This window comes from Microlunatus speluncae, assembly GCF_009299835.1.
Lineage (GTDB): Bacteria > Actinomycetota > Actinomycetes > Propionibacteriales > Propionibacteriaceae > Microlunatus > Microlunatus speluncae.
In genome coordinates, this window is the sequence record NZ_VKCZ01000005.1 from 204,210 (window position 1) to 219,106 (window position 14,897).

Here is a 14,897-nt window from a genome sequence, read left to right on the forward strand (position 1 = left end):
GCCGCGTTTGAGGGAGCGGTGGTGGGTCCGGCGGGCGGGCTAACTAGCCGGCGGCGGCGGTACCGGATCCGGCCGGCTCGAGTAGCTGTTCGAGGACGATGGCGACTCCGTCCTCGGCGTTGCTCAGGGTGGTCTCGTCGGCCGCGTCCCTGGCCTCCGGGTGGGCGTTCGCCATCGCGATCCCGCGGCCGGCCCAGGCGAGCAGCTCGGCGTCGTTCGGGGCATCGCCGAAGGCGAGCACCTCGCTCCGGTCGATGCCGAACCGCTCGCACAGTTGCGCCACACCCCAGGCCTTGTTCACACCCTCGGCCAGGATCTCGATGAACGGCGCCCCGGAATGGGTGACCGCGAACCCGCCCAGGCCGAGCGCCCGGACCTCGGCGACCAGCTCGTCCGGCGTCCGCTCGGCATGCCGGACGACGAACTTCAGGCTCGGCTCGGCGACCACGGCAGCCAGGGCGTGGCCGCCCATCGTCGCCGGATCGCGCTTGTGGTCCTCGAAGTCGGCGATCGCCGCATACCCGTCCTGCGCGACGAACACCTCGCCCGCCTCCCGGACACTGACGAACAGCACTCCGGGCACCCGATCCGCCAGCGCCTCGGCGACGGCCCGTTGCACCGCGACGTCGACGTACGCCTCGAACATCACCTCGCCCGTCCCGAGGTGGACGCACTGGGCCCCGTTGCCGCACAACGCCCACTCCGTGAAGCCGCCCTGCTCGGCGATCATCCGGGTCCCGCGCGGCTGTCGCGCCGTCACCGGCACCACCACGATCCCCGCCGCCCGCACCGCATCGAGCGCTGCCCGAGTCCGCGGGCTCACCGTCAGCCTGTCGTCCAGCAACGTCCCGTCGAGATCCGTCGCCACCAGCCGCACCCCGCCACCCAAGCTCACGCCGCTCACCCTAACCGCCGACTTGTCAGAAATGGGTAGCCCTATAGCGCCTCTCAGTTCTGACAACTCGGCGGTGGAGGGGGGGTCGGGGTGTGGACAACGGTCGCCATCCGGCCGAGTTGTCAGAACTGAGTTGCCCTATGGCACAACTCAGTTCTGACAAGTCGGCGGGGAGGGGGAATAGGGGCGGCGGTGGGTGGGTTGGGGGTGGTCATGGCTGAAACTGCACGATCGGAGTCCGGGCCGGGGTTCAAGTTCCCGTTCTGGGCGCAGGTGCTGCTCGGACTCGCTGTCGGCATCGCCCTCGGGTTCCTGGCCCGCCAGTTCTCGGTCGGCTGGCTGGGCGACGTGCTGGCCACGGTGGGCAGCAGCTTCGTCGGGTTGCTGCGGGTCGTGGTGGTGCCGCTGGTGCTGACCGCGATCATCGTCAGCATCGCGAATCTGCGCCAGGTCACCAACGCCGCCAGGCTTGCGGTCCAGACATTGATCTGGTTCGCGATCACGGCGCTGATCGCGGTCGTGATCGGTCTGACGATCGGCTTGATCACCAACCCCGGCCTGCAGGCGGGGGTCGACCTGGGTGGGGCCAAGGAACCGTCCAGCACCGGCAGTTGGCACGACTTCCTCGAATCGATCATCCCCGGCAACGTCCTTGGCCTGGAGGTGTCGACCTCGCAGAACGACGCCGGGATCTCCAGCTCGCTCAGCTTCAACGTGCTGCAGCTGGTGGTGATCGGCATCGTTCTCGGGGCGGCCGCGCTGGCGGTCGGCGAGAAGGCGGAGCCGTTCCTCAACTTCACCCGGGGCGCGCTCGCGGTGTTCCAGAAGATCACCTGGTGGATCATCCGGCTGGCGCCGATCGGCACCGCCGGGCTGATCGGTCGGGCCGTCGCCGACTACGGCTGGGACCTGCTCGCTCCGCTGGCGGTGTTCACGATCGACGTGTACGTCGGCTGCGCGATCGTGCTGTTCGTCGTCTACCCGATCTTGATCAAGCTGCACGGGCTGAAGCCGTCGAAGTTCTTCGCCGGCGCCTGGCCCGCGATCCAGTTCGCCTTCGTTTCCCGGTCTTCGATCGGCACGCTGCCGCTGACCCAGCGGGTGGTCACCCGCAACCTCGGCGTCTCCGAGAACTACGCCAGTTTCGCCGTACCCATCGGCGCCACCACCAAGATGGACGGCTGTGCGGCGATCTATCCGGCGCTGGCCGCGATCACCGTGGCCCAGCTGTTCGGGGTGCCGCTCGGCATCCGGGAGTACATCCTGATCGCGTTCGTCTCCGTGGTCGGCTCGGCGGCGACGGCCGGTCTGACCGGCGCGGTGGTGATGCTGACGCTGACTCTCTCCACTCTCGGCCTACCGCTGGCGGGCGTCGGCCTGCTGCTCGCGATCGATCCGATCCTGGACATGATCAGGACCGCGACCAACGTCGCCGGCCAGGCCCTAGTGCCGGTGCTGGTGGCGAAGCGCAACGGACTGCTGGACGAGAAGGTCTACAACAGCGCGTCGGTCGACTCCATCGAACGCGAACCGGTCCCCGCCGCCTGACCAAGGCGTTGTTGATCAAGACGTCCAGCCGATCCGAACGCGGCAGTGCGTAGCTTCAGCGCGCTGAATCCGGTGGCGAACGCAGGTGTCACGACGCTAGTGTCGATGGGAGTCCCTCACCCTCGATTGGAGCAGCGTGAGCCACGACCTCACCGATCAGCCGACCGCGACGACGCCGGTGCCGCAGCCGATCCTCAGTTCCGCCATCCGTGCCCTGACCCGGCTGACCGAGCTCGGCGAGCCGGTGGCCGCCGACCTGGCCGACGCGGTGGCAGCCCTGGACCAGGGCGCGGCCGGTGAGCTGACCGCCGAGCTGCGGCGGCTGCTCGCCCCACACCTGTTGTTGGAGTTCGGGGTCGGACCACGCGGCCCGGAGTTGATCAAGCAGCTCGGCGGCCGGGCGCAGCTGGTGCAGGGCGGCTGGCGCAGCTTCCTGATCTGCGCCGACAACCCGGGCGGCATCGAGGCCGGCTTCTCGGTCGGCGGCGGGGGCAGCGACGTGACCTGGGCGAGCGGCATGGTCACGCGGCCCTATCTGCCGGACCGGGTGGAGCACGCCTCGACGATCCGCGACCGGTGGTGGTACGAGCTCCGACTCGACGGCTCCGGCGCGCTGACCGGGCGCGAGCTGGAGTTCTTCGTGCTCAGCATCTACAGCCGCGACGCCGGTCAGCGGACCGCCCCGATCACCATCGGCCGCTCGCCGGGCCCGAAGCTCGACGGGGACCGTCAGGGGGACAGTTGGGAGCAGACGCAACGGCGCCGCATCGGGACCGCTGGGTCGACCCAGCTCGAGCTCGAGGTCGAGGCGACCCCGGCCCGCGACGTCGTGTTCGATGTCCGCGACAGCGACGGCCGGACCTGCATGGCGTCGATCATCGTGCGCGACGACGTCGGCCGGGTCTACCCGTCGCGGGGGTTGCGGCTGGCTCCTGACATGTTCTTCCAGGATCAGGTGTACCGGGCGTCCGGCGAGATCCTCCGCCTGCCCGCCGGCCAGTACGACGTCACGGCCTGGCGTGGGCCGGAGTACCGGCCGGTGATCACTCGCTTCACCGTGGACCCGGCCGACCCGGCCCAGCTCGCCGTACGACTCGATCGGTGGATCGACCCGGCCGAACGCGGTTACTACTCGGGTGACCCGCACATCCACGGCGGCGGCTGCTCGCACTACAGCCAGCCCACCGAGGGCGTGACGCCGGAGACCATGATCAGACACGTCCGCGGTGAGGCGATCTGGGTGTCCAGCGTGCTCACCTGGGGCCCGTGTTACTACTACCAGAAGCAGTTCTTCACCGGCCGCAGCATCAGTCCGCCCGCCACCCTCGAATTCCCTGCCCACCAAGAAGCCCAGGGCGTGACCTGGGACCCGCGCGGCACTGATCATGACGGCGAGAGTGTGCTGCGCTACGACGTCGAGATCTCCGGCTTCCCGTCCAGCCATTCGGGTCATTTGATCTTGCTCGGCCTGACCGATCAGGACTATCCAGGGACCGCGGTGCTGGAGGACTGGCCCTCCTGGAACCTCCCGATCCACCAGTGGGCGCAGCAACAGGGCGCCCTGACCGGGTTCGCGCATTGCGGCCTGGGGATGGCCACGCCGTCGCGCGAGCTGCCCAACTACGACCTCCCGCCGTTCGCCTCGATCGGGTCCAACGAGCTGGTCGTCGATGTGCCGCACCAGGCCGCCGATTTCATCGCCGGGGCCGAGTTCGGCCTCGCCGCCGAGATGAATGTCTGGTATCACCTGCTCAACACCGGCTTCCGGACGCTGATGCTGGGGGAGACCGACTTTCCCTGCGTCTCCGACGAGCGGCCGGGCATCGGGCGGACGTACGTGTCGCTGCCGACCCCGCCGGCCGGCGACCGGGCGCTCGAGGAGTGGATCGAAGGGCTGCGGACCCGGGCCTCCTACTTCGGCGACGGCCGCAGCCACGCGTTCGACGTCGCGCTGGACGGCGACCGGTCCCGCGAGCAGCGCCGGGCCGAGCCGGGCGCGGTGCGGCTGACCGCGACGGTCGCGGCCCTGCTGCCGGAGCAGCGGCCGGCACCGACGGTCGAGGGCTTCGATTACGACCTCGCGCCGACCGCCCCGTCGGTGCCCAGCAACGGCTCCAGCGACTGGGACGCCTCGGCCTGGCACCTCGAGTGGGCCCGGATCGGTGACACCCGGACGGTCAGCGTCGAGGTGGTGGTCAACGGCCTGCCGGTCGCCAGCCGGGAGCTCGTCGCCGACGGCACCGAGCAGGAGCTCACCGTCGACCTCGAGCTGGAACGCTCCTCCTGGGTCGCGCTCCGGCTGCTGCCCAGCCTGCACACCCAGCCGATCTTCGTCGAGATCGGCGACCGGCCGATCCGGGCCTCCCGGCGCAGCGCGCAGTGGTTGTACGACTGCGTCGACAAGCTCTGGCAGGTCAAGCACGGCTTCATCCGGCCGGCCGAACGGGAGGCGGCGCGCGCCGCGTACGACCAGGCGCAGACCGTCTACGCCGCCCGTCGCGACGAGAGCGAGGTCGAGTGATGGCCTGCGAACCGGGCTGCCCCTGCTGCAGCACCGACACCGGGAACGCCGTTCTCGTGGTCACGATCAACCCGGAGGGTCGGGTCGAGGCTGCCCGCACGGACGTCGCGCTCGATCCGGCCCGGCCGGGCGAGTGGGCGAGCGTCGCGGTCGCCGTGATCAATCAGGGCTACGTGACGGGCCCGCTGCAGCTCCGGTGGTCGACCCTGCCGGGTGTCGAGGTCGACGCCCCGGACACCGAACTCACCGGAGCACCCCGGCAGGACACCCGGTTCCGGGTCCGCCTGACCCGGCCGGGCGGCGCCGACCTGACGCTTCGGTTCTGGGCCCTCGGCTCGCTCGGCGGTCTCGCGAACAAGAACACCGCGTTTCTCTACCTGCGCTGCCGGGCGGATGACGCGTCCGGCCGCGAACCGGCAGCCGAGACCGTCAGGACACCGGCGACCAACTGAACGCCTCGCGCCACCAGTCGTCGTCCGCCGCCCAGGACCGCAGCGCGTCGAACGCGGCGTCCGCATTCGGCACCGTGGCCGCCTCCCGCGGCGCGTCGGCCGCGGTCGCGACCTCGATCCGCCATCGACCGTCCGCGGCCGAGCTGGCCTCGGCCAGCTGACCGGCCGGTCCTTCCATGATCACGGTCCCGCTCGCCTCCGTCAGCAACGGCCGCAGGGTCGCCGGCGCGATGTCGTCGACGGTCCGGCCGTCCGCGGTACGGGCACGAAAGTTCGCCATCCACCCATCCTCCCCGACCTTCGCCGGATCGATTTCGGTGGTCGGCGGGTCGTGGTCGGAAGGCGCCCTCGTTCCGTTCCCTGAGCCTGTCGAAGGGCAGGTCAGTTGATCATCGACCCGAGACCGCGGCCGGCGGCGGGGCGGTCGACTCCCGGAAGATGACGCGGTTGATCGTCCCGCGGGCGGGCTCCGGAACGGGCTCGCCGCGGATCTCGGCCAGCAGCCGGTGGATCGCCTCGCGACCCTGCGCCTCCCGGTCCACCGCCACGGTGGAGAGCGAGGGGGTGGCGAACCGGGCGATCTCGTAGTCGTCCCAGCCGAACACGCTGAGGTCCCGGGGGACGTCCCAGCCGCGGCTGCGGGCACCGCGGATCACGCCCATGGCGACCACGTCGTTGCCCGCGACGACGGCGGTGACGCCGCTGTCGCTCGGCAGGCCGGCCATCGCGTCGAAGCCGGACTGGGCCGACCAGTCGCCGTCGATGGCGGCGAACGATCGCAGGCCGAGCCGTTCGATCGTCTCCAGATAGACCTGCTTCCGGCTCCGGGCCGAGGCGAAGGTCTGCGCGCCCGCCACATGGAGGAAGGTCCGGTGACCCAGGCCGGCGAGGTGTTCGATGATCTCCCGGATCTCGGAGGCGTCGGCGAGCTCGCCCAGACCGCGCAGCTCGTCGTCATAGTTGCCGCTGACGACGATCGGCACGTTCCAGCTCTTCTTGCCGCGGACGTCGATCGACGAGATGGACAGGATCCCTTCCACCTGGCCGGATCTGGCCAGTTCGTCGACCCGGGCCGCGCGCGCTCTCGGGCCGCCCTCGATGCTGACGATCTCGACCTGGTAGCCGGCCTGGTGGGCGGTCTCGGAGGCCGCGCTGAGCAGCCGGCCGGGGGAGTGCGGACCCGAGGGGAGCACGATCGCGATCCGGTTGGTGCGGCGCGTGCGCATCGACCGGGCGACCAGATTGGGCCGGTAGTCGAGCGTCTTGATCGCGAAATCGACCTTGACCCGCGTCTTCGGCTTCAGGCTGTCCTTGTCCTGCAGATAGCGCGAAACCGTCGTGTGCGACACCCCGGCGAGGCTGGCCACCTGATGGATGGTCGCTGGTCGTTTCTCGCCCACCTCTGCCATATTGTCCTCCTCACCTCGCCCGCACGATGCCGGCCCTGAGGGTACCAGAATGTGATCGATCCACCCCGGGATTTCGGCCAGTGGCCACCGTGGGGTACCGCTTTGGCAACGGGGATGGCAAACGATTGTCGAGGCCTTGACTTCCTGCTCGGACCGCGATTAGCCTCCCTGCCAGAAGTGGATCGATCACTTTTTCAGCAGACCCAAGGGAGCGTCCGTGACTGAGGTTGATTTGACTCGTCCGACACGCGACGCGACCCCTGTGGACCCCGATTCCCACTCAGTGAGACCGACGCGAAAACGTTCGCTCGGCACCCGGTTGTTACGGGACTATCCGGTATTGCTGCTCGCGGTCCCGGGAATGATCATCATTCTCGCCTTCCAGTATTATCCGCTGTGGGGAAATGTCATCGCCTTTCAGGACTATCAGCCCTATCTCGGTGTGGGCGAGAGCCTCTGGGTCGGGCTCGAGAACTTCACGATCATCTTCAGCGGTGATCCGGCGTTCGTGAACGCGGTGCAGAACACGCTGATCTTGACGGCGATCCAGACCGTGATCGTGTTCCCAGCCCCCATCGTCGTCGCACTGGTCCTGCACAGCCTGCTCTCGAACCGGCTCCGGCAACTCGTCCAGAGCATCATTTACGTCCCGCACTTCATGTCCTGGGTGATCGTGGTCGCCGTCTTCCAGCAGGTGCTGGGTGGCACGGGCATGATCAACAACTGGTTGCGGATCAACGGCTTCGAGGCCATGAACATCATCGGCAACATCGAGGTGTTCCGGGCTCTGTTGACCTCACAGGTGATGTGGAAGGACACCGGCTGGGCCACGATCTTGTTCCTGGCTGTGCTCTCCCAGATCGACCGCTCGCTCTACGAGGCCTCGGCCGTCGACGGGGCCGGCCGCTGGCGGCAGACCTGGCACGTGACCCTGCCGGGCCTGAAGCCGATCATCATCCTGCTGTTGATCCTCAAGCTCGGCGACTCGCTGACCGTCGGCTTCGAGCAGATCATTCTGCAGCAGCCCGCGGTCGGCGTCGATGCCAGTGAAGTGCTCGACACGTACGTCTACAACAACGGGATCATCGGCGGGAACTGGGGTGTCTCGGCCGCGGTCGGCCTGGTCAAGAGCGTGGTGGCGCTGACGCTGGTGCTGTTGGCCAACAAGATCGCGCATCAGTTCGGTGAGGAAGGGGTCTACCGAGGATGAGTCAGGTCAAGCTCGACCGGCCACCCGGTCAGAAGCGGCGCGAGGTGCTGGTCGGCGGCATGGTGATGCCGCGGATGCCCGAGCGCGTGATCAAGGGAATCTTTCTCTTCATCATCTGCGGGCTGGTGGTGTTTCCGTTCATCGGAGTGATCTCCACCAGCCTGGCCAGCCCCGAAGAGGTGATCCAGGCCGGCGGCTTCGTGCTCTTCCCGACCGGCGGCATCGACCTGTCGGCGTACCGGTCGATCTTCGCCGGCGGCACGGTCACCCAGGCGTTGCTGGTCAGTGGCTTCATCACCGTCGTCGGCACTGCGATCGCCCTGCTCCTGACCTGCACCCTCGGCTGGGCGCTGAGCCGGCGTGGCACGATCGGCAACAAGTCGTTGCTGCTGCTGGTCCTGGTCAGCCTGCTGTTCAATCCCGGCCTGATCCCGATGTATCTCACCGTGCAGCAGTTCGGACTGTTGAACACGTTGTGGTCGGTGATCGTCCCGACCTGTGTCAGCGCGTTCAACGTGATCGTCGTGCGGGCCTTCTTCGTCGGCCTGCCGGGAGAGATCATCGACTCGGCCCGGATGGACGGCGCGTCGGAATGGAAGCTCTTCTGGTTCATCGGCCTGCCGTTGTCGAAGGCGGTGGTCGCGGTGATCGGCCTCTTCTACGGGGTCGGCTATTGGAACAGCTTTTTCAGTGCGCTGTTGTACATCGACGACAGCAGCCTTTGGCCGTTGCAATTGGTGCTGCGGACCTACGTAGTCAACGGGGTCGAGATCGGCGGTCAGGATCTCGGCATGGGCGCAGAGATTCTGCCGCCGCAGACCTCGATTCAAATGGCGATTCTGATGATTTCCATTGTTCCGATCTTGTGTGTATATCCGTTCATTCAGCGCCATTTCGCCAAGGGCGTGCTGACCGGAGCCGTGAAGGGCTGATTCCGAAATGAAAGGTACGAGACAATGAAGACTCCTGATTCACGGCTGACCCGCCGGGCGATGCTGGCCGGAGGGGCGGCGGTCGGCCTGGCCGGCGTCGTCGGCTGCTCCAACGAGGGTCGCGGCGGCGAGACCGGCAACAACGATGACGCCACCCGCTCCCAGGTCCGACCCGCCTACGTCCGCTACGAGGGCGTCAAGCCCGACCTGGCCGGAGCCGAGTTCAACATCCCGGACGCCTTCCTGCGCTACCCGGCCGAGCCGGTGGACGCCATCGCCGAGCCGCCGGGCGACGGCGAGCCGATCTCGGTCACCACCTACACGAACACGCCGATCCCGCCCAAGCTGGCGCAGAACGCGTTCTGGCAGGAGCTGAACAAGGAGGCCGGGTCGCCGGTCACGGTCAGCCTGACGCCGTCGGTGGACTACAACCAGAAGTTCGCCACTTCGGTGGCGGGCAACACGCTGGGCGACATCTTCATGGTCGGCGGCATCCCGCAGGTGCCGCAGATGCTGGCGGCCAAGGCGGCCGACCTGACGCCGCACCTGTCCGGCGACAACATCAAGAAGTACCCGTTCCTGGCCAACCTGCCCGAAACCGGCTGGAACGGGTGCATCTTCGGCGGCAAGGTCTATGCCATCCCGATCCCGCGCGGCGCGATCAGCTCCAGCGTCCTCTACAGCCGCGCGGACATGATCGAAGCGCAGGGGCTCAAGGCGGAGGTCAAGAGCGCCGACGACTTCGTCGAACTGTGCAAGGGCCTGTCGGACAAGCGCAAGAACCGGTTCGCGCTGGCGACCGCGCCGACCAACTTCGTCCGCAACATGTTCGACCAGCCGAGCGGCTGGGCCGAGAACGGTGACGGATCACTGACCAGCTTCCGGGAGCACGAGTCCCACGAGGCGGTGTTCGAGATCCTCACCCGGCTGTGGAAGGAGGGCTACATCCACCCGGACGCGTACTCCGGTCAGAACCAGGACATGAAGGCCCGGTTCAACAACGGAACCAGCCCGCTCGTGCACGACACGTTCAGCGGGTGGCAGACCTATCTGCAGACGAAGGTGCAGGACGCGGCCCGGATCGCGATCATCCCGCCACCGAAGGCCGACGGCTCCGGGCAGGGGCAGACCTGGCTGGGTGGGCCCACCATCGGCGTCACGGCGATCAACAAGAAGGCCGAGGCGCGGGTCGAGACCCTGCTGTCGTACCTGAACTTCCTGGCGGCGCCGTTCGGCACCCAGGAGTACCTGTTCCGCAAGTACGGCCTCGAAGGCGTCCACCACGAGATGGTCGACGGCAAGCCGGTGCTGAACGAGAAGGGCTTCAGCGAGTCGCAACTCGGCCTGTCGTATCAGGCCGACGGGCCGTGGACGGTCTTCCTGCCCGAGGACGCGTCGAGCACGCAGGTGTGCTTCGACGCGATGAAGGAGATCTGCCCGAACGCGATCGACAATCCGGTCTCCGGCATGTATTCCGAGACCGACCGGCGCAAGGGCCCGCAGATCAACGAGGCCCTCGACGACGTGGCCGAGGACATCATCACCGGCCGCAAGCCGATCTCCGCCTGGGCCGCCGGAGTGAAGAAGTGGAAGAGTGACGGTGGCGACAAGATCGCCGAAGAGTTCGCGAAGGTGCTCGCAGAATCACGTTGAACAGAAGGGGTTCCATGACCGACCGACCCGTACGGTTCGCCGCCGTCGGACTTGATCATGCTCACGTCTTCGGCCAGGTGGCCGGCCTGATCAAAGCCGGAGCCGAGTTCGTCGCGTTGGCGACCGACGATCCGGACGCCGCGATCGCGCAGTCGCTCCGGCAGCGCTATCCGGACGTCGAGGTGGCCGACGATCCCGACGAGCTGGCCGGCCGGGACGGGATCGATCTGGTCGTGACCGCCGCCGTGCCGGACCGTCGCGGGCCGATCGCGCTGACGGCGCTGCGGGCCGGCAAGGACGTGGTCGCCGACAAGCCGGGCTGTGTCAGTCATGATCAACTCGCCGAGATCGAGAAGGCGGTGGCCGAGACCGGCCGGTTCTGGTCGGTCACGTTCTCCGAGCGGTTCGAGGTGCCGTGCGTGATCAAGGCCGGCGAGCTGGTCCGGCAGGGGAGGATCGGCAATGTGGTGCAGACCCTCGGTCTCGGCCCGCACCGGATCGGCGACAAGGGCCACCTCGGCGGCGGTGGCGGCCGGCCGGACTGGTTCTACGACAAGGACCGGTTCGGCGGCATCCTCACCGACATCGCCTCGCACCAGATCGACCAGTTCCTGTGGTTCACCGGCTCCCGGACCGCGGAGGTGGTGACCAGCACGGTCGGCAACTTCGCCAATCCGGATCGGCCCGGCCTGCAGGACTTCGGTGAGGTCCTGTTGCGCAGCGACAACGCGCAGGGCTATGTCCGGGTCGACTGGTACACCCCGGCCGGGCTGCCGACCTGGGGTGACGGCCGGCTGATGGTCCTCGGCACCGAGGGCTACCTGGAGATGCGCAAGTACGTCGACGTCGAGGGCCGCGACGGCGGCAACCACCTGTTCGTGGTCGACCAGGCCGGCACCGAATACATCGACTGCTCCGAGGTCGAGCTGACCTACTATCCGGACCTGGTCCGCGACGTACGGGAGCGGACCACGACCGCCGCCCCGCAGGAGCACACCTTCGAGACCATGCGGCTGGCGCTGACCGCCCAACAGAACGCGACGGTCCGCGGCGCCGCTCGCTGACTATGACGACGAACTCGATGATCAACAGCACGAGAACGGAAACGGTAGGAATGGGAGTGCGGGACAACGTGAAGGTCGCCGTCGTCGGTTGTGGCGGGATCAGCCGCCGGCATCTGGAGGGCTACGCCAAGACCGGCCGGACGGAACTGGTCGGGGTCGCCGACATCATCGGCGAGAAGGCCGAGGCCGCGGCAGAGAAGTTCGGCGGCACGGCGTACGCCAGCACGACCGAACTGCTGGCGGCGCAGCAGCCCGACCTGGTGTCGGTCTCGACACCGCCGGGCAGCCACGCCGAGATCGCGATCGAGGTGCTGCGCGCCGGCCACTCGGTGCTGCTGGAGAAGCCGCCGGTGCTCTCGCTGGCCGAGCTGGACGCGGTCGCCGAGGCCGAGCGGGCCAGCGCCGGCTCGGTCTACGTGATCTTCCAACACCGGCACGGCTCCGGCGCCTTGCGCGCGGCCGAGCTGCTCGGTCGCGGCGCGCTCGGCATCCCGCAGGTCGCGGTCTGCGAGACGCTGTGGTTCCGGCCGCGCAGCTACTTCGACCCGGAGTGGCGCGGCACCTGGGTGGGGGAGGGCGGCGGCCCGACCCTGGGCCACGGCATCCACCAGATCGACCTGCTGCTGCACCTGCTCGGTCCGTGGAAGACGATCAACGCGACCGCCGTCCGACTGGACCGGCCGGTGGAGTTCGAGGACGTGTCGATGGCCTCGGTGATCTTCGAGAGCGGCGCCGTCGCGACGGTGATCAACAGCCTGCTGTCTCCGCGGGAGCTGAGCCGGATCCGGATCGACACCACCGAGGGCAGCCTCGAAGTCGATCATGTCTACGGCTACTCCGACGCCGACTGGACCTTCCACCCGGTGCCCGGCGCCAAGCGCGCGGCGAGCCTGGGGCAGGATCCGGGCGTCCGGACCGCGACCGGCGCGTTGGCCGGGGCGGCGGCGGACGAGACCGGCAGCGACCCGTGGACGGCCTCGGCCGGCGCCGACGTGGCCAGCAGCCACAGCGCCCAGCTCGATCGGCTGATCGACGACCTGGCGGCCGGCCGGCCGCACGACACGACCCTGGCCAGCACCCGGCCGACGATGGAGTTCGTCACCGCTCTCTACGCCTCCTCGGTGGCCGGCACCGCGGTCGACCGGGCCGACCTGACCCCCGACCATCCCTTCTACCGGGCCCTCAACGGCGGCCTCCCGGAGGCCCAGCTCGCCGAGTCCTTCGCCATCTGACCCCCGACCCGGATCCACCGATTGATCTGGATCGGTTGGTGTCGCTCGGGCCCGCGGAGGGGTGACGGTGAGCCAGGGTGTCGTTTCCTGGGCCCGTCGGTTGTTCGTTCCCTGAGCCTGTCGAAGGGCAAGCCCCAGTGTTCGTTCCCTGAGCCTGTCGAAGGGCAAGCCCCAGTGTTCGTTCCCTGAGCCTGTCGAAGGGCGAGCCAGATCGTGCCCCTCCGGTTTCGGCCTGACGGCCGGACAGACGCGCCAAGGAGCGGACGGGTCTCGCCGTCGCCTCGGTGCTCCGGCCGGGTATCGGTTGGGCTGTGGCGGGATCGTCGACTGTGACGTTTCCCGGCTCGATCGGCGCCGGAAGGCCGGGAAACGATGCCCCTATGTTTGTCAAGCGGCGATGGGTAGGGGATTTGGTGGTTGGCGGGGCTGGGTGATGATCTTGTAGACGTCACGGGCGATGTAGCGTTTGAGGCAGCGGATGATGTCGCGTTTGGACAGGCCTTCGGTGGTGCGGCGGGTGACGTAGTCGCGGGTGCGTGGGCACCAGCGGAGCCGGGTGATCACGATCAGGTAGAGCGCGGAGTTCGCGGCGCGGTCACCGCCGCGGTTGAGGCGGAGTCGGCGGGTGTTGCCGGAGGAGGCTTGGACCGGGCTGCTGCCGCAGAGGGCTGCGAAGGCCGCTTCGGTGTGGAGTCGGTCGGGGTTGTCACCGGCGGTGATGAGGAGTTGGGCTGCGTTGTCGGGCCCGATCCCTTTCTGGTCCAGCAGGGTGGGTGCGTGCCGGGTGACGGTGACGGTGAGGCACCGTTTGAGGTCGGTGATCTGGCTCGACAGTTCTTGCACTCGTCGGGCGAGGAGCCGCAAGGTGTAGCGGGCCGCTGTCGAGACGTCGATGGCCGGCTGGTCGGGCAGGCTGGCGCAGTGTCGCACGAGTTTGGCCGTGGTCATGGCCGTGAGCTCGTCGCGGAGTTCGGGGTCGGCACTGATCACCACGCTCTTCATCTGGTTGATCGTCTGGGTGCGGGACTTGATCGCTGATTCCTTGGCCAGTTTGAACAATCGCAACATTTCCACCGGCCCGTCGCTGGACTTCGCCGTCGCGGTGGCGCGGCCAGACACCACGGCTCGAGCCGCGGCTTCGGCGTCTAAAGTGTCGGTCTTGCCTCGCCGGCGCCGGTCAGCCCGATCGGGCTGGTTCACCTCGATCACCACGATCCCGGCCGTTCGCAAATGCCGGGTCAGTGCCTTGCCGAACGTGCCGGTGCCCTCGACCCCGGCACGACCCACCACGCCGAACCCCCGCGACCACGACAGCAATCTGCGAAAGCCGCGGATCGTCGTCGGGAACGACCGAGTTCCCAGGACCGTGCCGAGCTGGCTGAGCACGGCAGCAACATGGAACTCCTTGTGAGTGTCCACGCCCAGGATCACCTCGGGCGGGCCATCAGGCTGGGAATGATCACTCGATTGCGGCATGCTGGACAAGGTCGTTCGTCTCCTCTGTTCGGGAACGGATCGGCACGTCACCGGGTGGCACTGAACCGCCCCGGGGTGTCTGGAGACTTCATTAGTTGGAGGATGGAGTTATGGCACGTCCGTCGAAGTATCCCCGTGAGGTGCGGGTGCGTGCGGTCCGGCTGGTCGCTGAGGCGATGGAGCGCGGCGACTACCCGACCGAGTTCGAAGCGATCCGCAGGATCGCGGGTCAGCTCGGGATCGGGTCGGCCGAGACCCTGCGGAAATGGGTCCGCCAGACAGAAGTTGATCATGGTGTTCGGCCCGGTAAGACGACTGAGGACATCGCTGAGATCAAGGAGTTGAAGAAGGAGAACGCCGAGCTGCGCCGGGCGAATGAGATTTTGAAGTCGGCATCGGCTTTCTTCGCGGCGGAGCTCGACCGCCCACCCAGGTACTGACCGTGTTCATCGACGAACACCGCGATCAGTTCGGGGTCGAGCCGATCTGTCGCGTGCTCACCGAG

12 protein-coding genes, 1 pseudogene and 1 other annotated feature are annotated in these 14,897 nt (G+C 68.0%); of the genes and pseudogenes, 9 read left to right on the forward strand and 4 right to left on the reverse strand.

The window, feature by feature from the left end; translation table 11 throughout:
- Positions 1–43: 43 nt before the first annotated feature.
- Positions 44–895 (reverse strand): HAD family hydrolase, encoded by an 852-nt coding sequence (locus FNH24_RS08735; RefSeq protein ID WP_217428108.1) that lies wholly within the window; start codon positions 893–895, stop codon positions 44–46.
- A 213-nt stretch (positions 896–1,108) separates the two neighbouring features.
- Between FNH24_RS08735 and FNH24_RS08740 the strand changes: the two genes are divergently transcribed.
- The 3 genes from FNH24_RS08740 (at position 1,109) to FNH24_RS08750 (ending at position 5,416) form a co-directional block, all read left to right on the forward strand.
- Positions 1,109–2,443, forward strand: coding sequence for a dicarboxylate/amino acid:cation symporter (locus FNH24_RS08740; RefSeq protein WP_152361770.1), 1,335 nt, complete (start codon positions 1,109–1,111; stop codon positions 2,441–2,443).
- Between the two features lie 136 nt (positions 2,444–2,579).
- On the forward strand, positions 2,580–4,964 hold the full coding sequence (locus tag FNH24_RS08745; protein ID WP_152361771.1) for a CehA/McbA family metallohydrolase: 2,385 nt from the start codon (positions 2,580–2,582) through the stop codon (positions 4,962–4,964).
- Complete coding sequence (locus FNH24_RS08750) at positions 4,964–5,416, forward strand: hypothetical protein (RefSeq protein ID WP_152361772.1); 453 nt, start codon at positions 4,964–4,966, stop codon at positions 5,414–5,416. Before FNH24_RS08745 ends, FNH24_RS08750 begins: the two co-directional genes overlap by 1 nt.
- Here FNH24_RS08750 and FNH24_RS08755 read toward each other — a convergent pair.
- Both FNH24_RS08755 and FNH24_RS08760 read right to left on the reverse strand, forming a co-directional pair.
- Positions 5,394–5,696, reverse strand: coding sequence for a hypothetical protein (locus FNH24_RS08755; RefSeq protein WP_152361773.1), 303 nt, complete (start codon positions 5,694–5,696; stop codon positions 5,394–5,396). The genes FNH24_RS08750 and FNH24_RS08755 overlap by 23 nt on opposite strands.
- A 109-nt stretch (positions 5,697–5,805) precedes the next feature.
- Complete coding sequence (locus FNH24_RS08760) at positions 5,806–6,825, reverse strand: LacI family DNA-binding transcriptional regulator (RefSeq protein ID WP_152361774.1); 1,020 nt, start codon at positions 6,823–6,825, stop codon at positions 5,806–5,808.
- 361 nt (positions 6,826–7,186) lie between these two features.
- On the opposite strand from FNH24_RS08760, the gene FNH24_RS08765 reads away from it, so the two are divergent.
- Genes FNH24_RS08765 through FNH24_RS08785 form a run of 5 tightly spaced genes read left to right on the forward strand, consistent with a single transcriptional unit; the run spans position 7,187 to position 12,916 of the window.
- Positions 7,187–8,035: an ABC transporter permease gene (locus FNH24_RS08765; protein ID WP_152361775.1), complete on the forward strand. Its 849-nt coding sequence runs from the start codon at positions 7,187–7,189 to the stop codon at positions 8,033–8,035.
- Positions 8,032–8,967 (forward strand): carbohydrate ABC transporter permease, encoded by a 936-nt coding sequence (locus FNH24_RS08770; RefSeq protein ID WP_152361776.1) that lies wholly within the window; start codon positions 8,032–8,034, stop codon positions 8,965–8,967. The genes FNH24_RS08765 and FNH24_RS08770 overlap by 4 nt, the downstream gene beginning before the upstream one ends.
- A 24-nt stretch (positions 8,968–8,991) precedes the next feature.
- Positions 8,992–10,620: an extracellular solute-binding protein gene (locus FNH24_RS08775; RefSeq protein WP_152361777.1), complete on the forward strand. Its 1,629-nt coding sequence runs from the start codon at positions 8,992–8,994 to the stop codon at positions 10,618–10,620.
- Between the two features lie 14 nt (positions 10,621–10,634).
- A complete protein-coding gene (locus FNH24_RS08780) occupies positions 10,635–11,684 on the forward strand; it encodes a Gfo/Idh/MocA family protein (RefSeq protein ID WP_152361778.1) in 1,050 nt (349 codons plus the stop codon).
- A 56-nt stretch (positions 11,685–11,740) separates the two neighbouring features.
- On the forward strand, positions 11,741–12,916 hold the full coding sequence (locus tag FNH24_RS08785) for a Gfo/Idh/MocA family protein (RefSeq protein WP_217428109.1): 1,176 nt from the start codon (positions 11,741–11,743) through the stop codon (positions 12,914–12,916).
- 387 nt (positions 12,917–13,303) lie between these two features.
- Here FNH24_RS08785 and FNH24_RS08790 read toward each other — a convergent pair whose 3' ends face one another.
- Positions 13,304–14,392: an IS110 family RNA-guided transposase gene (locus FNH24_RS08790; protein ID WP_152361780.1), complete on the reverse strand. Its 1,089-nt coding sequence runs from the start codon at positions 14,390–14,392 to the stop codon at positions 13,304–13,306.
- A gap of 110 nt (positions 14,393–14,502) precedes the next feature.
- Between FNH24_RS08790 and FNH24_RS08795 the strand changes: the two are divergent.
- Positions 14,503–14,897 (forward strand): annotated as a pseudogene (locus FNH24_RS08795) (transposase); the annotation flags it as partial.
- Positions 14,790–14,897, forward strand: a sequence feature (AL1L pseudoknot). This feature is flagged as partial in the annotation. It overlaps the preceding pseudogene by 108 nt.

Coding starts and splice junctions, on each gene's coding strand:
- FNH24_RS08765 (WP_152361775.1), top strand. CDS start 7,187: ATGATCATCATTCTCGCCTTCCAGTATTATCCGCTGTGGGGAAATGTC.
- FNH24_RS08760 (WP_152361774.1), bottom strand. CDS start 6,825: ATGGCAGAGGTGGGCGAGAAACGACCAGCGACCATCCATCAGGTGGCC.
- FNH24_RS08780 (WP_152361778.1), top strand. CDS start 10,635: ATGACCGACCGACCCGTACGGTTCGCCGCCGTCGGACTTGATCATGCT.
- FNH24_RS08740 (WP_152361770.1), top strand. CDS start 1,109: ATGGCTGAAACTGCACGATCGGAGTCCGGGCCGGGGTTCAAGTTCCCG.
- FNH24_RS08750 (WP_152361772.1), top strand. CDS start 4,964: ATGGCCTGCGAACCGGGCTGCCCCTGCTGCAGCACCGACACCGGGAAC.
- FNH24_RS08770 (WP_152361776.1), top strand. CDS start 8,032: ATGAGTCAGGTCAAGCTCGACCGGCCACCCGGTCAGAAGCGGCGCGAG.
- FNH24_RS08775 (WP_152361777.1), top strand. CDS start 8,992: ATGAAGACTCCTGATTCACGGCTGACCCGCCGGGCGATGCTGGCCGGA.
- FNH24_RS08755 (WP_152361773.1), bottom strand. CDS start 5,696: ATGGCGAACTTTCGTGCCCGTACCGCGGACGGCCGGACCGTCGACGAC.
- FNH24_RS08790 (WP_152361780.1), bottom strand. CDS start 14,392: ATGCCGCAATCGAGTGATCATTCCCAGCCTGATGGCCCGCCCGAGGTG.